This is a genomic window from Streptomyces sp. NPDC017202, assembly GCF_044331705.1.
Classification (GTDB): Bacteria; Actinomycetota; Actinomycetes; order Streptomycetales; family Streptomycetaceae; genus Streptomyces.
Genome location: NZ_JBIRNP010000003.1, coordinates 117,396 through 136,882, shown reverse-complemented (window position 1 = coordinate 136,882; position 19,487 = coordinate 117,396). Strand labels below are relative to the sequence as shown.

16 protein-coding genes are annotated in these 19,487 nt (G+C 74.4%); 5 read left to right on the top strand and 11 right to left on the bottom strand.

From position 1 onward, the window contains the following. The first annotated feature begins 600 nt into the window (after nucleotides 1-600). Nucleotides 601-2,652, top strand: coding sequence for a phosphocholine-specific phospholipase C (locus ACH4N1_RS08215; RefSeq protein WP_398095455.1), 2,052 nt, complete (start codon nucleotides 601-603; stop codon nucleotides 2,650-2,652). A gap of 83 nt (nucleotides 2,653-2,735) precedes the next feature. Next, on the top strand, nucleotides 2,736-3,617 hold the full coding sequence (locus ACH4N1_RS08210) for a phospholipid scramblase-related protein (protein WP_398095453.1): 882 nt from the start codon (nucleotides 2,736-2,738) through the stop codon (nucleotides 3,615-3,617). 6 nt (nucleotides 3,618-3,623) lie between these two features. Here ACH4N1_RS08210 and ACH4N1_RS08205 read toward each other — a convergent pair whose 3' ends face one another. Together ACH4N1_RS08205 and ACH4N1_RS08200 are read right to left on the bottom strand one after the other, a co-directional pair. Continuing rightward, nucleotides 3,624-4,742 carry a hypothetical protein gene (locus ACH4N1_RS08205; protein ID WP_398095451.1) on the bottom strand — a complete coding sequence of 373 codons (1,119 nt, stop codon included), beginning with the start codon at nucleotides 4,740-4,742 and terminating at the stop codon, nucleotides 3,624-3,626. Continuing rightward, complete coding sequence (locus ACH4N1_RS08200; RefSeq protein ID WP_398095449.1) at nucleotides 4,739-5,560, bottom strand: phosphatase PAP2 family protein; 822 nt, start codon at nucleotides 5,558-5,560, stop codon at nucleotides 4,739-4,741. The genes ACH4N1_RS08205 and ACH4N1_RS08200 overlap by 4 nt, the downstream gene beginning before the upstream one ends. Before the next feature lie 318 nt (nucleotides 5,561-5,878). Between ACH4N1_RS08200 and ACH4N1_RS08195 the strand changes: the two genes are divergently transcribed. Next, nucleotides 5,879-6,523 carry a TetR/AcrR family transcriptional regulator C-terminal ligand-binding domain-containing protein gene (locus tag ACH4N1_RS08195; RefSeq protein WP_398095447.1) on the top strand — a complete coding sequence of 215 codons (645 nt, stop codon included), beginning with the start codon at nucleotides 5,879-5,881 and terminating at the stop codon, nucleotides 6,521-6,523. 333 nt (nucleotides 6,524-6,856) lie between these two features. Here ACH4N1_RS08195 and ACH4N1_RS08190 read toward each other — a convergent pair whose 3' ends face one another. Next, on the bottom strand, nucleotides 6,857-7,840 hold the full coding sequence (locus ACH4N1_RS08190) for a DUF2510 domain-containing protein (RefSeq protein WP_398095445.1): 984 nt from the start codon (nucleotides 7,838-7,840) through the stop codon (nucleotides 6,857-6,859). Nucleotides 7,841-8,138: 298 nt separating this feature from the next. Here ACH4N1_RS08190 and ACH4N1_RS08185 point away from each other — a divergent pair, with 298 nt between their 5' ends. Then, the gene (locus ACH4N1_RS08185; RefSeq protein ID WP_398095444.1) at nucleotides 8,139-10,853 is read left to right on the top strand and encodes an ATP-binding protein; all 2,715 of its coding nucleotides are present in this window, start codon (nucleotides 8,139-8,141) and stop codon (nucleotides 10,851-10,853) included. A gap of 345 nt (nucleotides 10,854-11,198) precedes the next feature. On the opposite strand, the gene pcaD is transcribed toward ACH4N1_RS08185, so the two are convergent. From pcaD to ACH4N1_RS08150, 7 genes are read right to left on the bottom strand one after another with little or no spacing between them, the layout of a single operon-like run. Further along, entirely contained in the window at nucleotides 11,199-12,323 is a 1,125-nt protein-coding gene (gene pcaD, locus ACH4N1_RS08180) for a 3-oxoadipate enol-lactonase (protein ID WP_398095442.1), read from the bottom strand. Beyond that, nucleotides 12,320-13,648: a 3-carboxy-cis,cis-muconate cycloisomerase gene (gene pcaB / locus ACH4N1_RS08175; RefSeq protein WP_398095440.1), complete on the bottom strand. Its 1,329-nt coding sequence runs from the start codon at nucleotides 13,646-13,648 to the stop codon at nucleotides 12,320-12,322. Before pcaB ends, pcaD begins: the two co-directional genes overlap by 4 nt. Next, nucleotides 13,645-14,250 (bottom strand): protocatechuate 3,4-dioxygenase subunit alpha, encoded by a 606-nt coding sequence (gene pcaG / locus ACH4N1_RS08170; protein ID WP_398095439.1) that lies wholly within the window; start codon nucleotides 14,248-14,250, stop codon nucleotides 13,645-13,647. The genes pcaB and pcaG overlap by 4 nt, the downstream gene beginning before the upstream one ends. A gap of 6 nt (nucleotides 14,251-14,256) precedes the next feature. Beyond that, nucleotides 14,257-15,030 carry a protocatechuate 3,4-dioxygenase subunit beta gene (gene pcaH / locus ACH4N1_RS08165; RefSeq protein ID WP_398095437.1) on the bottom strand — a complete coding sequence of 258 codons (774 nt, stop codon included), beginning with the start codon at nucleotides 15,028-15,030 and terminating at the stop codon, nucleotides 14,257-14,259. A gap of 13 nt (nucleotides 15,031-15,043) precedes the next feature. Then, nucleotides 15,044-16,249: a thiolase family protein gene (locus ACH4N1_RS08160; RefSeq protein WP_398095436.1), complete on the bottom strand. Its 1,206-nt coding sequence runs from the start codon at nucleotides 16,247-16,249 to the stop codon at nucleotides 15,044-15,046. Next, nucleotides 16,246-16,893, bottom strand: coding sequence for a CoA transferase subunit B (locus tag ACH4N1_RS08155; protein WP_398095434.1), 648 nt, complete (start codon nucleotides 16,891-16,893; stop codon nucleotides 16,246-16,248). Before ACH4N1_RS08155 ends, ACH4N1_RS08160 begins: the two co-directional genes overlap by 4 nt. Further along, nucleotides 16,893-17,675, bottom strand: a complete 783-nt coding sequence (locus tag ACH4N1_RS08150) for a CoA transferase subunit A (RefSeq protein ID WP_398095432.1) — start codon at nucleotides 17,673-17,675, stop codon at nucleotides 16,893-16,895. The genes ACH4N1_RS08155 and ACH4N1_RS08150 overlap by 1 nt, the downstream gene beginning before the upstream one ends. A gap of 211 nt (nucleotides 17,676-17,886) precedes the next feature. Between ACH4N1_RS08150 and ACH4N1_RS08145 the strand changes: the two genes are divergently transcribed. Continuing rightward, entirely contained in the window at nucleotides 17,887-18,384 is a 498-nt protein-coding gene (locus ACH4N1_RS08145; RefSeq protein WP_382793883.1) for a MarR family winged helix-turn-helix transcriptional regulator, read from the top strand. 43 nt (nucleotides 18,385-18,427) lie between these two features. Here ACH4N1_RS08145 and ACH4N1_RS08140 read toward each other — a convergent pair whose 3' ends face one another. Further along, nucleotides 18,428-19,369: a DUF3048 domain-containing protein gene (locus tag ACH4N1_RS08140; protein WP_398095430.1), complete on the bottom strand. Its 942-nt coding sequence runs from the start codon at nucleotides 19,367-19,369 to the stop codon at nucleotides 18,428-18,430. Nucleotides 19,370-19,487: the final 118 nt, after the last annotated feature.

The window sequence follows — 19,487 nt, the reverse complement described above, 5'->3', positions numbered from 1 at the left end:
AGGGGCGCTCGGCATCGTCTGCCCCGCCGGCCGGCCGGGCATCCCGATCGGCCGGAAGTGTGCCCCGTGTGAAGACCGCGTGACGAACCCGTGTCCGCCCCGGAAGGGCGGCAAACGCGCACGGTAGCCGGTCTGTGACCCAGGGGAGCGGGGGTGCGGGCGGGGACGTCCGGGACCGGGACCGGTCCGGAGGGTTTGGCGCGTACGGCTGCGCCCGGCCCGTGCCCGACGCACGGGCGGACGGCGGCTTCCCGGCCATCCGCCGATTTCCGGCCGCCCCGCGAACGGGTGGCGGCGCGTCGCCGGAGGCGGCTGAGCCCGTCCACGAGGCCGCGGCAACCGGGGTGTCGAGCTCCGTCCCTCCCGCACCGCCGGCGGTGTGCCGTTCCGCCCCTTCCCCGCACCGCCGACGGTGCCGCGCGCCGTCCCTCCCGCACCGCCGACGGTGTGCCGTTCCGCACCCCCCGTACCGTCGGCCTTCACGTGGGCGCCATCCGTCCCTTCCCCCGCGTTGCGTGCCCTTGGAACACTCCTTGCGCGCGCACTTCCCCGCCCGACGACCGGCCGCCGAACCCGCCCCGCACGAGAGGTCCTTCACCCATGTCCGAAGTCAACCGGCGCAGATTCCTCCAGATCGCGGGTGCCACCACGGCGTTCAGCGCGCTGTCGAGCAGCATCGAGCGCGCCGCCGCACTGCCGGCCCACCACCGCACCGGGACGATCGAGGACGTCGAGCACATCGTCGTCCTGATGCAGGAGAACCGGTCCTTCGACCACTACTTCGGCAAGCTGCGGGGCGTGCGCGGCTTCGGCGACCCGCATCCCGTGACGCTCCCCGGCGGCAAGTCCGTGTGGCACCAGTCCGACGGCACCAGGGACCTCCTGCCCTTCCACCCGACCGCCGACGACCTCGGCATGCAGTTCCTCGAAGGCCTCCCGCACAGCTGGCCCGACGGACAGGCGGCCTACAACGGCGGCAGGTACGACAGGTGGGTGCCCGCGAAGGGCACCACGACCATGGCGTACCTCACCCGCGAGGACATCCCCTTCCACTACGCGCTCGCCGACAGGTTCACCGTCTGCGACGCCTACCACTGCTCCTTCATCGGCTCCACCGACCCCAACCGCTACTACCTGTGGACGGGACACACCGGCAACGACGGCCGGGGCGGCGGCCCGGTCCTGGGCAACGAGGAGCTGGGCTACGACTGGACGACCTACCCCGAGCGCCTGGAGGAGGCGGGCGTCTCCTGGAAGGTCTACCAGGACGTCGGCGACGGCCTCGACGCGCAGGGCTCCTGGGGCTGGATACCGGACCCCTACCGCGGCAACTACGGCGACAACTCGCTGCTCTACTTCGACAAGTACCGCAACGCCGCCCCCGGCGACCCGCTCTACGACAAGGCCCGCACCGGCACCGACGTCAAGAACGGCGACGGCTACTTCGACCGGCTCCGCGCCGACGTCAAGGCCGGCAAGCTGCCGCAGATCTCCTGGATCGCCGCCCCGGAGGCCTTCTCCGAGCACTCCAACTGGCCCTCCAACTACGGCGCCTGGTACATCGCCCAGGTCCTCGACGCGCTCACCTCCAACCCGGCGGTGTGGGCGAGGACGGCGCTGTTCGTCACCTACGACGAGAACGACGGCTTCTTCGACCACCTGGTGCCGCCGCTCCCGCCGACGTCGGACGAGCGGGGCAGGTCCACCGTCGACGTCTCCCTGGACCTGTACCCGGGCGGCGGCAACCGCGTCGCCGGTCCGTACGGCCTCGGCCCGCGGGTGCCGATGCTCGTCGTCTCGCCCTGGAGCAAGGGCGGTTACGTCTGCTCCGAGACCCTCGACCACACCTCGGTCATCCGCTTCATGGAGCGCCGCTTCGGAGTGCGCGAGCCGAACATCTCGCCCTGGCGGCGGGCCGTCTGCGGCGATCTGACGGCCGCCTTCGACTTCTCCCGCAGGGACACCGGGCCGGTCGTGCTGCCCGACACCGACGGGTACGAGCCGCAGGACCGCGAGCGCCACCCCGACTACCGGCCCACCCCGCCCGCCGAGGGCACCCTGCCCCGGCAGGAACGCGGCCTGCGGCCCGCCCGACCCCTCAAGTACGCGCCCGCCGTGGACGGTTCGGTGGACCCGGCCACCGGGAAGCTCACGCTCACCTTCGCCTCCGGCGTCAAGGCCGGCGCCGCCTTCCTGGTCACCTCCGGCAACCGCGCCGACGGCCCGTGGACGTACACCACCGAAGCCGGCAAGAAGATCTCCGACACCTGGGACCCGGCGTACTCGGGCGGCTCCCACGACCTCACCGTGCACGGACCGAACGGCTTCCTGCGCGTCTTCAAGGGACCGGGGAGGACCGCGGGGCCCGAGGTCGTCGCCCGGCACGTGGGCGACGACGTGGAGCTGACCTTCACCAACCGGGGCTCCGGCACGGTGGAGTTGAAGGTGGCCGACGGCTACCGCGGCCGCACCACGACCGTACGGGTCCGGGTGGGCGCCGTCCTCAAGCGCACCGTCGACCTGAGCGCCAGCCGGCGCTGGTACGACCTCACCGTCACCTCCGCCGCGGACCCGTCGTTCCGGCGCCGGTTCGCCGGACACGTCGAGAACGGGCGCCCCGGTGTGAGCGACCCGGCCATCGTCACGGAATGAGCACACCGCGCGGGTGGAAGCACGGTGAGCACCGCATCGTGGGGGCTGGTCAGGTCCGGGTGGGCTCGGGGTAGTGTGCCCCGGTGACCACGCATTCGAACACACCTTCAGGTTGGTACCCGGACCCGCACGGGGCCGACCGGACCCTGCGGTACTGGGACGGCTCCCGGTGGACCGAGCACACCCACGCCGAGCAGCAGCCGGCGCAGGGCCAGTCGCAGGTGCCCGCGCAGCCCGCCCAGCAGCCGGTACCCGCGCAGCCCGCCCAGTCGCAGGTGCCCGCGCAGCCGGCCGCCGGACCCGACCCCCGTGTGCAGCGCCAGGTGCAGCAGCAGGCGGGGGTCGCGGCGGGCGGCCCCGGTGGCGGCACGCTGTTCAGCGAGCCGGTGCTGGTGGTCAACCAGAAGGCCAAGCTGATCGAGCTGACCAACGAGTACAAGGTCATGGACCAGCGGGGCAATCAGCTCGGTTCGGTCGTGCAGGTCGGGCAGAGCGCGCTGCGCAAGGTCCTGCGGTTCGTCGCCAGCATCGACCAGTTCATGACGCACCGGCTGGAGATCCGCGACGCTCACGGTCAGCCGGTCCTGCTGCTGACCCGCCCGCGCAAGTTCCTCAAGTCCCGGGTGCTCGTGACGCGTCCCGACGGTCAGCCGGTCGGCGAGATCGTCCAGCAGAACATCTTCGGAAAGATCAACTTCGCCATCAACGCCGGTGGCGGGCAGGTCGGCGCGATCAAGGCGGAGAACTGGCGGGCCTGGAACTTCGCGATCGTCGACCACGCGGGCAACGAGGTCGCCCGGATCACCAAGACCTGGGAAGGCCTGGCGAAGACCCTCTTCACCACCGCGGACAACTATGTCCTGCAGATCCACTACCAGCTGCCCGAACCCCTGCTGAGCCTGGTCGTCGCCACCGCCCTGACGGTGGACACGGCCCTGAAGCAGGACTCCCGCGGCCTCGGCTGACCCCGGTCACAGCGTGGTGAGGCGCCCCGGTCCCGTGGCCGGCCGGGGCAGCAGCGCGGGTTCGGCCGAGGCCGTCCCCGGCTTCAGCGCGAGCACCGCGGCCACCGGATGCCCGTCGTGCCCGTCGCCGTGCGTGTGGTGCCCGTCCCCGCCGTCCCCGCCGTCCCCGGTGTGCCCGCCGCCGTACCGCGAACCGCGTCGGGACGGGCGCCCAGAGGCGTAGGCGGTGAGGCGTCCAGGGGTCCGGCCCGCCGCGGGAGCCGCGGTCGGAACCGGTGCCGGTCCCGTCGCCGCTCCCGGTGCCGACTCCGGCGCCGCGCGGGACAGCAGCACCACGCCCCACGCGGAGAGGCCCGCTCCGGCGACCGCGAGGAGTGCGCCCGCCGCCCCGCCCTGGAGCCGTTCGCCCAGCAGCGTGAGACCGATCACCGCGGCGGCCACCGGGTTCGCCAGTGTCACCACCGCCAGCGGGGCCCCCAGTCCGTCCCGGTAGGCGGTCTGCGACAGCAGCAGCCCGCCCGTGGCGAAGGCGGCCACCAGCAGCGCCACCCCGGTCACCTGCACGCCCAGCAGCGGACCGGACCGGTCGGACGCGGCCACCGTCACGGTCTGGGTGAGCGCGGAGGCCACCCCGGAGGCGAAGCCGGACGCGCTCGCGTGCCGCAGGCCGGGCCGGGAGCCGGGCCGGGCCAGCAGCCCGATCAGCGCCGCCGTCACCCCCGCCACCGCGACCGCCTCGGACCCGCTCAGTACGTCCTCGGGTGCCGGACCGGACGCCGTGACCAGGATCGCGGCCAGTCCGAGCAGGGTCAGGGCGGTGCCCCGCCACTCGGCCGCGCCGACCCTCCGGCCGGCGATGCGCGCGCCCAGCGGCACGGCCGCGACCAGGGTGAGCGCCCCGAGCGGCTGCACCAGGGTCAGCGGGCCGTACGTGAGGGCCACGACGTGCAGCACGGCGGCCCCGCCGTTGAGCCCCACCGAGGCCCACCAGGCGCCGCTGCCCAGCAGCCGGACGAATCCGGTGCCGGGGGAGCGGGCGGCCAGCCGTTCCTGGGCGACGGCCGCGGCGGCGTAGGCGACCGCGGAGAACAGCGACAGGACGACGGCGACGAGGGCGGCGCTCATCGGCCCGCCCCCACGAGCGCCTTCTCCCCGGCCGTCCTCTCCTCGGCCGGCCGGGCCGGCCCACCGGCGGGCGCACCGCGTCCGGCCGTCGTCACCGTGCGGCGCGGCGCACGGATCACCGCGAGGGCGACCCCGAGCAGTGCCGAGGCGATGAGCGCGTCCAGCCAGTAGTGGTTCGCCGTGCCCACGATCACCAGCAGGGTGACCAGCGGGTGCAGCAGCCACAGCCACCGCAGGCGCGACCGGGTGGCGACGATCAGCCCGACGGCGACCATCAGGGCCCAGCCGAAGTGCAGCGAGGGCATCGCCGCGAACTGGTTCGACAGGGTGTCCGTCTGCGGGGGCCCGTACACCGAGGGCCCGTACACCCGCGCGGTGTCGATCAGTCCCGTCGCCGTGAGCATCCGGGGCGGTGCGAGGGGGAACGTGAGATGGACCACCAGGGCGGCGGCCGTGACGGCGGCCAGCACCCGGCGGGCCCAGACGTAGTGGGCGGGACGCCGCAGATGGAGCCAGACCAGGAAGGCCGCGGTGGCGGGGAAGTGCACGGTCGCGTAGTAGGTGTTCGCGACGTGGACCAGGCCGTCGCCGTGCAGCAGCAGGGACTGCGCCGCGTCCTCGTCCGGCAGCCGCAGCCACCGTTCCGCGTCCCACACGCGGTGCGCGTTGCGGAAGGCCTCGGCGGTGTGGCCCGTGGCCAGCTGCCGGCCGCATTTGTAGACGAGGAAGAGTCCGGCGACGAGCAGGAGTTCCCGGACTATCGGCGGCCTTGCCGGTGTGGCCGGCTCCGCTTCTTCAGGCTCGGTGCGGGCATTCATCCCCCGGCCCCTTCGCTGACGTGGTGCGTGTGAGTGGTGCGTGTGCTGCGCGGGTGCCGTGCCCGTGTCCGTGCGTGTGGCGTGCAGGTGCGCGTCCCGGTGCGCCGGGACGCCGGTGCGCCGGTGTGCGGGTCCGGGACCTGCGCGCAGCATCGATACGACATCGTACCGATACGTCAGTGTACCGATACGATCCGGTACCGGTACGCTCGGGTACCGGTACACTGGCGTATCGGTACACTGTCGTATCGATGGACGTGCGACACACTGGAAGCGGCCCCTCCGAGGGCCGCCGAACAGCAGTGAGGAGAAGGGCCGATGACGTCGCAGGCCGCGGACGGACCGGAATCGGTCGCCGCCTCGCGCCGCTCCAAGCTCACGCCCGAGCGTGAGCAGGAGTTCTTCGACGCCGTCCTGGAACAGATCCGCGAGTGCGGGTACGAGGCCGTCACCATGGAGGGCGTCGCCACCAGCACCCGGTGCAGCAAGTCCACGCTGTACCGGCAGTGGAAGACCAAACCCCAGTTCGTGGTGGCGGCCCTGCGCTCCCGCCGCCGGTCGCGGCTCGCCGGGATCGACACCGGATCACTCGCCGACGACCTGCGCGAGGCCGCGCGGGGAGCCGCCCGGTGGTCCATGACCGACACCAAACTCCTCCAGGCGCTCGGACACGCCGTCACCCAGGACGCGGAGCTGGCGGGCGCGCTGCGCGAGGCCATCGTCGAACCCGAGATCGCCGCCCTGCGGGAGATCCTGCGGCGGGGTGTCGAGCGCGGCGAGGTGGCGGCCGGCCACCCGGCGCTGGAGTACATCCCGGCCCAGATGTTCGGCGTCGTCCGCGCCCGCCCCGTGGTGGACGGGGAGTACGCCGACGAGGAATACCTGCTGCGCTTCGTGGAGGCCGCCGTGCTGCCGGCACTCGGTCTCGGAGCGGAAGGACCCAGGCCGCCGTCCGTGGGATGACCGGACGGTGACCTGCTCGCGCCGCACCGTGGGGACGGGGGCGGCGCGCACCCCCGGCCGGGTGGGACGCCCCTTGAGCGGAGGGGCGTCCCACCCGGCCGCTCGTGTGTCGCGGGCGGCCGGGACCCGGCGGCGGGGCCGGACGGCCGGCCCGGCCGTGCCGGTTCGGGCCGCACCGCGGCGGCCGGGCCCGCAGGGCTGGACGAAGCCGGGCTGGACGAAGCCGGGCCGGACGAAGCCGGGCCCCGCTCAGTCGAGCGGGGCCCGGCCGGCGCCCGTCAGCCCGGTCGGACGCGCGCCCGCGCGGTGCGGCCCGCCCGGCCGGGTCCGTGCTCAGACGCCCTGTCCGCCGCCGCTCCCCGTCGACACCTTGATGCCCTTGGTGATCTCGTCGATGACGGACACCTCCTGGTCGGCGTCGACGCCGAAACGCAGGACCACGATCCGCTTGGTGTCCGCGGGCGCCGGAAAGGCCAGGGACTCGACGTAGCCGTCGGCGCCCTTGCTCGTGACCGCCTTCCAGCGCACCAGGTAGCCCTTCTGTCCGGCCACGGTCACCGCCCGCGAGGCTAGGACCTGGTGCGAGGTGATCTCGCCGTACGTGGTGCCGCCGTACGACTCCTCGGCGTTGGCCTCGATGTCCGCCTTGGCGACCGCCTCCGCGGTGGAGCCGGGCACCTGGGCCGGAGCCGAGTACACGCCGCCCTTGGTGCAGGTCTTCGACGTGTCGCCGGGGCACTTGTAGGAGGACTCGGACGTTATCTGCGCGCCCACGTCCAGTTCCTGCCCGCTCCAGCCGTCCGGGACGGGGATGCTGATGCCGTTGAGCGCGTCGGTCACCGCGCCGCTCTCGATCTTCGGCGCCTCCGACCCCTCGGGGGCCGGCGAGGTGCCCCCCGGGCCGCCGGAGCCGCCCGAGCCCCCCGAGTCGCCGAAGGGGTCCTGCCCGCCGGAACCGCCCCGGCCGCCGGGCCCCTGGGCCGTACCGGGCCCGGCGGAGCCGCCGTCGTCCTTGGTCAGCGCGTACACGCCGACCCCGATGCTGGCCAGGACCGCCACGGCCGCCACCACGGCCGCCCCGGTGCGCAGCCCGCGCCGCGAACCGGTGGGCGGCGCGGACGAGTACGCCGGATATGCCGGGTACGCCGGGAAGGCTCCGGCCGTCGGGGCCTGCGCCGGCGCACCCCACGCGGCGGCCGAGCCCGCGGGACGGGTCTGGTCCGTCCATGCCCCGCCGTCCCACCAGCGCTCGGTGGGCGGGGCGTCATTCGTCTGCCCGGGGTCGGGGTACCACCCGGGGGGAGTCACCTGCGTCATGCCCCCACCGTATGAGGCATCGGTGAAAGTCGTATGAGAGGGATCGCCTCTTGTCCCGACTCTTCTCCGGAGGCCGGTCCGGCACTCCGTGCCGCGTTGGCGTAAAATCGACGTCAATTCGCCGCGAGTCCGGCCTCGTTGACGTTCGGGGGCTCACCCGCAGGCCCGCGGGGCCCCGGCGGGGCGCCGCCCGTCGCCCACCGGGGCAACAGCTGGGCCGACCATCCTCCGCACGGGCCGCCGGACGGCTACGCTCGAGGTCCGGTACGTCGTTCGGGCGACTTGGGGAGGTAGCGGGATGACGGAGGTACGGCCCACGGCGGCCGCCTCGGCCCCCCTGTGGGAGCGCGACGAGGAAGTGGCCGTCATCGAGCGGGTGGTGGACCAGCTGTGCGCCGACCGCTCCTCGCCGGGCCGGGTGCACCTGCTGCGCGGCGACGCGGGGTTCGGCAAGACGGCACTGCTGGCCGAGACACGGCGCATCGCCGAGGCCCGCGGCTGCACGGTGTGGTCGGCCCGCGGCGGCGAGACCCTCAGGTCCGTCCCCTTCAACGTGGTGCGGCAGCTGCTCCAGCCCGCCCTGCTGTCACTGCACCCGGAGGAGGCCCGCGAATACCTCGGTGACTGGTACGACATCGCGGGCCCGGCCCTCGGCATCGCCGAACCCGGCGAAGGCCACGCCGACCCGCAGGGCGTGTGCGACGGCCTCGTCGCCGCAGTGACCCGGCTGGCCCGGCGGGACTGGCCGCTCGTCCTGCTGGTGGACGACGCGCACTGGGCCGACCAGGAGACCCTGCGCTGGCTCGCCGCCTTCGTGGAACGCCTCGACGACCTGTCCGTCCTGGTCGTCGTGGCCCGCAGGACCAGCGAGGTCAAGGGCGACGTCGTCCAGTACCTCGACGCGGTCGCCGCGGTCGCCGGACAGTCCGTCACCAGCCTGAGCGCCCTGACCCCGGAGGCGGTCGCCGGCCTCACCCGCGCCACCCTCGGCGAGCACGCCGACGACCCGTTCTGCCGCGAGGTCTGGGCCGTCACCGGCGGCAACCCCTACGACACCGTCGAACTCCTCGCCAAGGTGCGGGACCGGGCCCTCGCGCCCGGCGAGTCCTCCGCCACCGAACTGCGCCCGCTGAACCGCTCCGCACGCGGCGGCGGCCTCGTCGACCGCCTGGAACAACTGGGCGTCGACGCCACCCGGTTCGCCATGGCGGCCGCCATCCTCGGCGCCGGGATCACCGTCGACCAGGCGGCCCGGCTCGCCGGCATGCGCTACGAGGTCGCGGTCCGCTGCGCCGAGCTGCTGCGCACCGCCCGCATCCTCACCACACCCGACGCGGTGGCCGCCCCCGCCGACGACGGCGACCTGGAGTTCGTCCACCCGCTGATCGCCACCGCCGTCTACGACTCCATCCCCGAAGGGCTGCGCAAGGCGATGCACGGCATCGCCGCCCAGGTCGTCATGGACGCCGGCAAGGGCCTCGCGGCGGCCTCCCGGCACCTGCTCCAGGTCCACGCGGACGACGACGAGGAACTCGTGGAGCAACTGCGCGAGGCCGCCCGCGAACACCTCGCCGTCGGCGCCCCGGAAGCGGCCCGCCGCTGCCTGGAACGCGCCCTGGCGGAACCGCCCGCGCCCGACGTGCACCCGCACGTCCTCTACGAACTCGGCTGCGCCACCCTGCTCATCTCGCCCGCCAGGACCATCGAGCACCTGCGGACCGCGCTCGCCGTGCCCGGCCTCGACAACGCCGAACGGGTCGACGCCGTCTACTGCCTCTCTCAGGCCCTCACGCACAACGACCAGTTGGAGGAGGCCGTCCGCACCGTCGAGGCGGAGGCCGCCCGGCAGCCCGCCGGGCCGGCCCGGATGCGGCTCCAGGCGGTGCAGTTCATGTGGGAGGGCATCCACGCCGGCGAGACCACCTCGCCCGGCCGCTCCGCGAAACTCAGCGGGCTCGCCGCCACCTGCACCGGCCGCGACAACGCCGAGCGGGCCCTGCTCATCCTGCGCGGCTTCGACGCCATGACCCACGGCGAGAACGCGGAAGTGGTCGTCGAACTGTGCGACCGCGCACTCGTCAACGGCCGCCTCGCACCCGGCCTCGGCTGGACCGACCCCGAGTGGGGCCTCGAACTGCTGATGATGCTGGCCAGTTCGTACGCCTACACCGACCGGCTCGATCGCGCCGAAGCCCTCTTCAACGAGGCCCTGCGCGCCTACGTCACCGCCGGCTGGAGCGGCGGCCACCTCGCCCTGGCCCACGCCTACCTCGGACTCGGCCTGCGCCGCCGGGGCCGGCTGAGGGAGGCGGAGGAGTCCCTGCGGGAGTCACTGCGCATCGCCGAACGCGTCGGGCGAGGCCTGCCCCTGTACTGGTCGGCCACCTGCAACCTCGTCGACACGCTGCTCGCCCGCGGACACGTCCAGGAGGCCTGGAACGTCGCCGAGCAGTACGGCTTCGCCCCGCCCTACCCGTCCACGATCGTGCTGCCCGACCCGCGGTCGGTGCGCGGCCGGCTGCTGCTGGCCGTCGGCCGCACCCAGGACGGCGTCAACGAGCTGGAGGAAGCCGAGAAGGCGGCGGCCGCCCGCGGCCACCTCAACCCGGTGATGGTGCCCTGGGCCGCCGACCTGGCCAAGGCGCTCGCCGGCGAGGACCCCGCCCGCGCGGCCCGGCTGGCCTCCGACGCCCGCCGCCAGGCCGAACGCTTCGGCACGGACACCGCCATAGGCGAGGCCCTGCGCTGTGCCGCCGCCCTGGAGACCGGTCAGCGCGCGGTCCGCCTCGCCGCCCAGGCGGTCGCCTACCTGGAGGCCTCGCCCTGCCAGTACGAACACGCCGCCGCCCGCGTCGAGTACGGCATCCTCTCCCGCTCGGCCTCCGAACTCCAGCGGGGCCTCACCCTCGCCCGCTCCTGCGACGCGGACGGCCTCGCCCTCCAGGCCCAGACCGCCCTGGACGCCCTCGGCGCTCCGGCGGTCGGCCTGGTACCGGGCCAGACCCGCAGGTAGGCACCCGCACGTTAGGCACCCGCAGGTAGGCACCCGGGGGACGGCGTCCGGCCCGGGGCCGGCGAGGGCCCCGGCGAGGCCGGCTCCCGGCAGGCCCGCACGTGACGGGCCCGGCAGCGAGGCCTCCTTCCGGCCGTCGCCGGGCCGGGCTCCCGGCCGTGGCCTGACGGAGCCCGAGCGGCGGGCCCTCGTCGCGCAGAGGACGAGGCCCCCGGCGGGGCGGCGTCCGGCCCCGGACGCCCCGGGGCCCCGCGGGGGCGGCTCCGGGCCGGGCCCGCAACGCCGGGGCGCCGGTCGGGGCGGGGCGCCCGGCCCCGCGACGCCGGCGCGCCGGGCCCCGCACGGTCACCCCTCGTCGGTCTCCTCCGCCAGGACGCGCTGGGCCGTCGCGAAGGCGGAGTTCGCCGCGGGGACCCCGCAGTAGACGGCCGTCTGGAGGAGGACCGCGCCGATCTCCTCCGGGGTGAGTCCGTTGCGCCGGGCCGCCCGGACGTGCATGGCCAGCTCGTCGTAGTGGCCGTGCGCGACCAGCGCGGTCAGGGTGATCATGCTGCGCTCACGGCGGCCGAGCGTCGGGTCGGTCCAGATCTCGCCCCAGGCGTAGCGGGAGATGAAGTCCTGGAAGCGGGCGGTGAACGGCGTCTGGCGGGCCTGGGCCCGATCCACGTGCGCGTCCCCGAGCACCTCCCGCCGTACCCGCATGCCCGGCCCGGCGCCCTCGCCGAAGTGGGCGCGCAGCGCGGCCACCACGGCCTGCGGGCACTGCGCGGGGGCCAGGTGGGAGGCGCCCGGGATCTCCACGAGCGCGGCGCCCGGCACCGCGTCCGCGATCTCCCGCAGATGCGCCGGCGGCGTCGCCGGGTCCTCGCGCCCGGCGATCAGCAGCGTGGGTGCGGTGATCTCCGCGAGCCGCTCGCGCAGGTCGAACGCGGCCAGCGCGTCGCAGCAGGCGGCGTAGGCCGCCGGGTCGGCGCGGCGATGGTCGGCGACCAGCCCGGGTACGGTGAAACCGCCCGTGAACCAGCGGGCGTTCGCACTCTCCGCGACCGGGGCCAGTCCTTCGCGCCGTACCAGCGCGGCCCGTTCCCGCCAGGGCCGGTCGCCGTTGAAGTGGGCCGACGAGCAGATCACCGCCAGGGACGACACCCGCTCGGGGTGGTGCAGCGCCAGGTGCAGGCCGACCGCCCCGCCCAGCGACACGCCGGCGTAGGCGAACCGCTCCAGGCCGAGGGAGTCGGCGAGTGCCAGCACGAGGGCGGCCAGGTCGCCGACGCCGGCGCCGGGGCCGATCAGGTCGGCGGCCGAGCCGCCGTGCCCCGGCAGGTCCCAGCGGATCACCCGGTGCGTCACCGACAGTTCGGGCGCGACGTCGTCCCACAGCGCGTACGAGGTGCCGAGGGAGGGGCCGAGGATCAGCGGGGGAGCGGAAGCCGGCCCCTCGGCAAGGTGGTTGAGCAGCTTCTCGGTCAACGTCGCTCCAGCGCACGGTCGGTGAGGGCTCCGGCGGAGCCGGTGTAGCGGGCGGGGTCGGTGAGGCCGTCGAGGTCGACGTCCTTCAACGCCGCTTCTTCGGAAAGGAGTTCGCCCAGCGAGCGGCCTTCGGTGACGGTGCGGGGCGCGAGCCGGGTCAGCAGCTCCTTGGCGCGGGCCCGGCCGAGCACCGCGGACAGCTCGGCGGAGAGCCGCTCGGAGACGATCAGTCCGTGGGTGAGCCCGAGATGCCCGCGCATGACGTCCGCGCGCACCCGCAGCCCCTCGGTCAGCTCCGCCGCGTCCCGGGCGGCCCCGCCGACCAGCCGCAGCAGGTCCCGCAGCGGCTCCCACTCGGCGTGCCAGGCCCCGGCCGGCCGCTCGTCGCCCGCCACCAGGGCGCCGTACAGCGTCGCCGCGAGCTGGGGGGCCCGCAGGGCGGCGGCGGCGATCAGCGTGGACCGCACCGGGTTCGCCTTGTGCGGCATGGCCGAGGAACCGCCGCCGCCGCCCTCCGCGACCTCCGCGACCTCGGTGCGGGAGAGGGTGAGCACGTCGGCCGCCGTCTTCCCCAGGGCCCCCGCCGCGAAGGCCAGGCACCCCGCCAGGTCGGCGACCGGGGTGCGCAGCGTGTGCCACGGCAACAGCGGTGCGCGCAGGCCCAGTTCACGCGCGTAGGCGGCGGGCAGCTCGGTCGCGTCCACGGCGCCGTACGCCGTGAAGGCCGCCAGCGTCCCGGCCGCGCCGCCGAGTTGGGCGGGCAGGGAGTCCCGTACGGCCGACATCCGGTCACGCGCGTCCAGCACCAGCGACCGCCACCCGGCGGCCTTCAGCCCGAACGTCGTCGGTACGGCGTGCTGGGTGAGCGTGCGGCCCGGCACGGGCGTGTCCCGGTGCTCGGCGGCCAGCCGCGCCAGCGCCCGCTGCGTACGGTCCAGGTCGGCGAGGACCGCCTCCAGCGCGCGCACCGCGACCAGCATGGTCGCCGTGTCCATGATGTCCTGGCTGGTGGCCCCCCGGTGGACGTACGGCCCGTGCTCCGTGCCGACCGCCGCCGTGAGGTCCGCGACCAGCGGGATCACCGGGTTCCCGCCGCTCCTGGCGCGCGCGGCGAGGGAGCGTACGTCGAAGGCGCCCGCGGCGGCCTCGGTGACGGCCCTCCCGGCCGCGGCCGGGGCCAGGCCCAGCGCGGCCTGCGCACGGGTCAGCGCGGCCTCCGCGTCGAGCAGTGCCCGCAGGTAGGCCGCGTCGCTCGTGGCGGAGGCCGCCGGGGAACCGGTCCACCCGGGGGCGAGCAGACCGGCGTCCGACTGATCAGCTGTCACTGGAACTCCAGGAAGACCGTCTCGCCCTCGCCCTGAAGGCGGATGTCGAAACGGTAGGCGCCCCTGCCGTCGCCGGCCGCGACCAGCGTGCCGCGGCGCGCCGGGTCGAGCCCGGCCAGCAGCGGGTCGCGGGCGTGCGCGGCCGTGTCCTCCGGCAGGTAGATCCGGGTGAACAGATGCACGAGCAGCCCGCGCGCGAACACGCACACGCTGAGGTACGGGGCGCTGAGCCCGCGCGCGCCGGGCCGCAGCGTGCGCGCGTACCAGTGGCCGTTCGCGTCCGTCTGGACGCGGCCCCAGCCGGTGAACTCCACGCCGTTGCGCCCCAGGTAGCCGCCGGTCGAGGGGTCCCGCCGGATCGAGCCGTCGACGGTGGGCACCCGGCCGTCCGGGTCCGGGCCCCACAGCTCGACGAAGGCGTCCGGCAGCGGCCGGCCCTCGCCGTCGTGGACGTACCCCTGGAGGGTGATCGTGTCGGGGTGGCCGACGGGCGCGATGTCACCGCCGCCCGGGAAGGGCAGCGCGTACCCGTAGAAGGGGCCGACCGTGTGCGACGGGGTGGGCGGCACGCTCTCCGGGCTGCCGGTGTCGATCTTCGTCATGGCGGGTCAGCGTCCTTCTTCGATCCAGGTGGCGTTCGGGCCGTCCAGCACGATGTCCCAGTGGTAGCCGAGCGAGAACTCGGGCACGGACAGGCTGTGGTCGTAGGTGGCGACCAGCCGCTGCCGCGCCGCGTCGTCCGTGACGGACTGCAGGATCGGGTCGTAGGGGAACAGCGGGTCGTTCGGGAAGTACATCTGCGTCACCAGCCGCTGGGTGAACGCCGAACCGAACAGCGAGAAGTGGATGTGCGCGGGCCGCCAGGCGTTGACGTGGTTGCGCCACGGGTACGGGCCCGGCTGGATCGTGGTGAAGCGGTAGAGACCGTCGTCGTCGGTGAGCGTGCGGCCCACTCCGGTGAAGTTCGGGTCCAGCGGGGCGTCGTGCTGCTCGCGCTGATGGGCGTACCGGCCGGCCGAGTTGGCCTGCCAGATCTCCACCAGCTGGCCGCGGACCGGCCGCCCGGAGCGGTCGAGGAGCCGCCCGGAGACGGTGATGCGTTCGCCGATCGGCTCGCCGCGGTGATGCCGGGTCAGGTCGTTGTCGATCTCGGTGACGTCCCGCTCGCCGAAGGCCGGCGAGGCCAGCTCCACCAGCTCCGGGTCCTTGCGGACGTCGATGGTGACCGGCGGCTGCCGCGGATGGCGCAGCAGCGAGGAACGGTAGGGCGCGTAGTCGCGGCGCGGATGGTGCTCGACGGGGGCGCCGTCGGCGACCCGCTTCTCGTACGCGGCGTGCTCGGCCGCGATCTCCTGGTCGATGTCGGCTTGCGTGAGAGTCATGAGGAGTCCCGGGTCACTGGCGTTCGAGGACGAGGGCGAGGCCTTGGCCCACGCCGATGCAGAGGGTGGCGACACCGACACCGGAGCCGCGGCGGGCGAGCTGGTGGGCGACGGTGCCGGCGAGGCGGGCGCCGGAGGCGCCGAGCGGATGGCCGAGGGCGATGGCACCGCCCTGCGGGTTGAGGATCGCCGGATCGAACTCGGGCCACTCGGCCACGCAGCCCAGCACCTGGGCGGCGAAGGCCTCGTTCAGTTCGAGCACGGACAGGTCGTCGAAGCCCCTGCCGGCCTTGGCGAGGGCCCGGTCGACCGCCTCGACGGGGGCGAGTCCGAAGTACTGCGGGTCGAGGGCCGACACCCCGGTGGCGCTCACCCGGGCGAGGGGTTCACGGCCGACGGCCTTCAGCCCCTCCTCGTCGACGAGGAGCAGGGCCGCCGCGCCGTCGTTGAGCGGCGACGCGTTCCCGGCGGTGACCGTGCCGCCCTCGGTGCGGAACGACGGCTTGAGCTTCGCCATCGCCTCCAGGGAGGCGTCCGGCCGCACCGACTCGTCGGCCGCGAACACCAGCGGGTCGCCCTTGCGGCGGGGGATCGTGACGGGGGCCAGTTCGACGTCGAACAGCCCCTGCTCCTGGGCCCGCGCCGCCTTGCGGTGGCTGTGCAGCGCGAACTCGTCCTGCTGCGCCCGGCTGATCCCGTGCTTGTCGGCGATCAGTTCGGCGCTCTCGCCGAGCGGGATCGTCCACTGCGGGTCCATCCGCGGGTTGACCATCCGCCAGCCCAGCGTGGTCGAGTACAGCTCCGCGTGGCCCGCCGGGAACGGCCGGTCGCTCTTGGGCAGCACGTAGGGCGCGCGGGTCATCGACTCGACACCGCCGGCCACGGCGATCGAGGCGTCCCCGACGGCGATCGCGCGGGCCGCCTGGATCACCGCCTCCAGGCCGGAGGCGCACAGCCGGTTGACGGTCACGCCCGGCACGGAGGTCGGCAGGCCCGCCAGCAGGGCGGCCATCCGGCCCACGTTGCGGTTCTCCTCACCGGCGCCGTTGGCGTTGCCGACGTACACGTCCTCGATCCGGGACGGGTCCAACGCGGGCGTACGGGCCAGGAGTCCACGGATCGCGTGGGCGGCGAGGTCGTCGGGGCGCAACGAGGCCAGGGCGCCGTTGTAGCGGCCGACCGGGGTGCGGACGGCGTCGACGATGTAGACGCTCTTCACAGCCGGCTCTCCTCGGGGACGCGGACCTCGGCGTCCGTCTTCGCGACGATCTCGTCCGCGCCCACGCCGGGCGCGGTCTCGACGAGCACCAGGCCGTCCTCGGTGACGTCGAGGACGCCGAGGTCGGTCACGATGCGGTCGACGCAGCCCCTGCCGGTCAGGGGCAGCGCGCACTCGGCGAGGATCTTCGGGCTGCCGTCCTTCGCGGTGTGCGTCATGACGACGATGACGGTACGGGCACCGTGGACCAGGTCCATCGCCCCGCCGATGCCGGTGATCATCTTGCCGGGGACCGCCCAGTTGGCGAGGTCGCCCCGCTCGGACACCTGCATCGCGCCGAGCACGGCGACGTCGATGTGGCCGCCGCGGATCATGCCGAAGGAGAGCGCCGAGTCGAAGAAGGACGCGCCGGGCAGGACCGTGACGGTCTCCTTGCCGGCGTTGATCAGGTCCGGGTCGACCTGGTCCTCGGTGGGGTAGGGGCCGGTGCCCAGGATGCCGTTCTCGCTCTCCAGGACCACCTCGACGTCCGCGGGGAGGTGGTTGGGGATCAGGGTCGGCAGACCGATGCCGAGATTGACGTACTGCCCGTCCTTCAGCTCGCGCGCGGCGCGGGCCGCCATCTGCTCGCGTGTCCAGGCCATCAGCCGTTCACCCGTTCCCTCGTCGCGGGCGCCGAGACGGTCCGCTGCTCGATCCTCTTGTCGGCGGCCTGCTCGGGCGTCAGGGCCACCACCCGCTGCACGAAGATGCCCGGCAGGTGCACGGCGTCCGGGTCCAGCTCGCCCGGTTCGACCAGTTCCTCGACCTCGGCGATCGTGATCCGCCCCGCCATCGCCGCGAGCGGGTTGAAGTTGCGGGCGGACCTGTTGAAGACGAGGTTGCCGTGCCGGTCCCCCTTCGCCGCCCTGACCAGGGCGTAGTCGGTGCGGATGCCGCGTTCCAGCACGTACTCGGTGCCGTCGAACTCCCGCACCTCCTTCGGCGGTGAGGCGAGCGCGACGCCGCCCTCGCCGTCGTAGCGCCACGGCAGCCCGCCCTCGGCGACCTGGGTGCCCACCCCGGCCGGGGTGTAGAAGGCGGGGATGCCGGCGCCGCCGGCCCGCAGGCGCTCGGCGAGCGTCCCCTGCGGGATCATCTCGACCTCCAGTTCCCCGGACAGGTACTGGCGCGCGAACTCCTTGTTCGCCCCGATGTACGACCCGGTCACCCGGGCGATCCGCCCGGCGGCCAGCAGGACGGCGAGTCCCGACTCCATCGCCCCGCAGTTGTTGGAGACGACCGAGACCCCGGTGACGCCCCGCTCGTACAGGGCCTGGATGAGGACGCCCGGTACGCCGCTCAGTCCGAAACCGCCCACTGCCAGCGACGCGCCGTCCGGCACGTCGGCCACCGCCTCCCGGGCCGTGGCGACCACCTTGTCCATGCGTGCAGCCCCCTCTCTCTCCGTGCGCCTCGACCCTCAATTAATCAGGGCACTGACTATTTTGGCGAGGTGTCCTTCACGCTGCCATCGGCGGGCCTGGTCGTCAAGACTTTGAGGAAAGCTGAGGTCAAGCGCTTTTTCCCGCAGGCAGACAGAAGTCCGCTCTCCGGGTATCGTTCAGTACACGTACGATTCGACTTCGGGAGCGCGCATGGCCGCGGCGGACCTCAACACCCATCCCGGGCACCTCGCCCGGCGGCTCCAGCAGGCGCACTACCTGCTGTGGAACGCGATGGTGTCCGAGGAGACCACCTCCCCGCAGTTCGCCGTCCTCAACGCGCTCGTCGCCGAGCCCGGCCTCGACCAGCGCACGGTGGGGGAGCGGGTGGGCCTGGACCGCTCCACCGTCGCCGAGGTGATCGCCCGGCTGATCCGGCGCGGCCTCCTCGACAAGGTCCGCGACCCGCAGGACGGCCGCCGCTTCCTGCTCCGCCTGACCGACGAGGGCCTGCGCGTCCACCGCAGGCTCGCCGTGCGCGCGGCCCGGATGAGCCAGGTCTTCCTCGCCCCGCTGTCCGGCGAGGAGCAGACGGTGTTCTTCGACCTGATCCGCCGGGTCGCCGACGCGGCGGAGGGACTGCGCAACCCGGCGGAGCCCCTGGCCGGGCGGGGCGCGAGCGGCCGGGACCCGGGCCGCGCCCTCACCTGACCGGGATCCCGGCCGAGCCCTCACCCGAGCCGGTTCCCGGGCGTCACGGCGCCTGCGCGAACACCACCCACACCTGGCCCCCGGCGAAGGCGACCGGCGTGCCGTCCCGCGTCGTGAACCGGGTGCCGTCCGCCGCGCGCGGGCGCTGCCACCGCACGTCGTAGGCCCGCCCGTCACGCAGCACCTGGGCCGCCCCGGAGCCGACCGTCTCCGTGTACGGCGTGTGGTTGCCGAGCGAGTCGTGGTAGCCGGACCCGCGCACGTTCACGTACTGCACGACCACCGTCGCCGGGGCGAGCCGGCGGCCGTCGGCGGTCACCGTCGGGATGCCGTCCGTGGTGACCTCCCAGCGCCGCCGTTCCCCGGACCAGGTGAAGGTGAAGCGGGCCGCGGGATAGCGCACGGTGCGCGAGGCGGTGGGCGTGCCCCCCTCGGGAGCGGGGCCGTGGCGGAACCCGGTGGTCAGCGCGGCCTCGCCCGGCGCGGACGGCAGCACGCGGCCGGGGCGCAGGTAGAGGTTGTGCGGGGCGGCCCGGTCGGTGCCGCGGTAGTAGGCGTCCCCGTCGCCCTCCGGGGTGACGGCCTCCAACGGCTCCCTGCCGATCAGCGGCAGCAGCTTGCCCTGCGCGCCGGAGAAGGCCAGCAGCGGCCGGTCGAACTGGCGCAACAGCTCCAGGTCGGACTCACGGGCGCTGCGCACCGGTCCGACCGTCTCCGGCAGCCGCGTCGCGTAGACCGCCAGCAGCCGGCTCAGACCGCCCTCGACCTGTTCGACGTAGACGACGTCCGCGGCGTCGAGACCGGTCTGCGGGCGGGCCGCCGGGACGTTGTCGATCTTCACGGCCAGGACCTGGCCGTGAGCGGCCGTGCTCGTGCCGCTCGGTGGCCGGGCGGTGCCCCGGCCGTCGTCGGCCGGACCGTCGCCGTTCGTGCAGCCCGCCGCGAGGGACAGCGCGAGCGCCGCGGCGAACGCGGCCGCCGTCACCGCACCACGCCCGGGGCGCGCGCCCCGCGGCCTTCCCCGCCGCCACGGAGACCGGAGCCGCCTGCCGGGTCTCGGGCCCGTCGTCCCGTCCACCGTCGCCGTGTCCACCATCGCCACC

What these genes read in the sequence shown, in the direction of transcription:
- ACH4N1_RS08215 (WP_398095455.1), top strand. Translation starts at nt 601, where the DNA reads ATGTCCGAAGTCAACCGGCGCAGATTCCTCCAGATCGCGGGTGCCACC.
- ACH4N1_RS08205 (WP_398095451.1), bottom strand. Translation starts at nt 4,742, where the DNA reads ATGAGCGCCGCCCTCGTCGCCGTCGTCCTGTCGCTGTTCTCCGCGGTC.
- ACH4N1_RS08200 (WP_398095449.1), bottom strand. Translation starts at nt 5,560, where the DNA reads ATGAATGCCCGCACCGAGCCTGAAGAAGCGGAGCCGGCCACACCGGCA.
- ACH4N1_RS08195 (WP_398095447.1), top strand. Translation starts at nt 5,879, where the DNA reads ATGACGTCGCAGGCCGCGGACGGACCGGAATCGGTCGCCGCCTCGCGC.
- ACH4N1_RS08190 (WP_398095445.1), bottom strand. Translation starts at nt 7,840, where the DNA reads ATGACGCAGGTGACTCCCCCCGGGTGGTACCCCGACCCCGGGCAGACG.
- ACH4N1_RS08185 (WP_398095444.1), top strand. Translation starts at nt 8,139, where the DNA reads ATGACGGAGGTACGGCCCACGGCGGCCGCCTCGGCCCCCCTGTGGGAG.
- pcaG (WP_398095439.1), bottom strand. Translation starts at nt 14,250, where the DNA reads ATGACGAAGATCGACACCGGCAGCCCGGAGAGCGTGCCGCCCACCCCG.
- pcaH (WP_398095437.1), bottom strand. Translation starts at nt 15,030, where the DNA reads ATGACTCTCACGCAAGCCGACATCGACCAGGAGATCGCGGCCGAGCAC.
- ACH4N1_RS08155 (WP_398095434.1), bottom strand. Translation starts at nt 16,893, where the DNA reads ATGGCCTGGACACGCGAGCAGATGGCGGCCCGCGCCGCGCGCGAGCTG.
- ACH4N1_RS08150 (WP_398095432.1), bottom strand. Translation starts at nt 17,675, where the DNA reads ATGGACAAGGTGGTCGCCACGGCCCGGGAGGCGGTGGCCGACGTGCCG.
- ACH4N1_RS08145 (WP_382793883.1), top strand. Translation starts at nt 17,887, where the DNA reads ATGGCCGCGGCGGACCTCAACACCCATCCCGGGCACCTCGCCCGGCGG.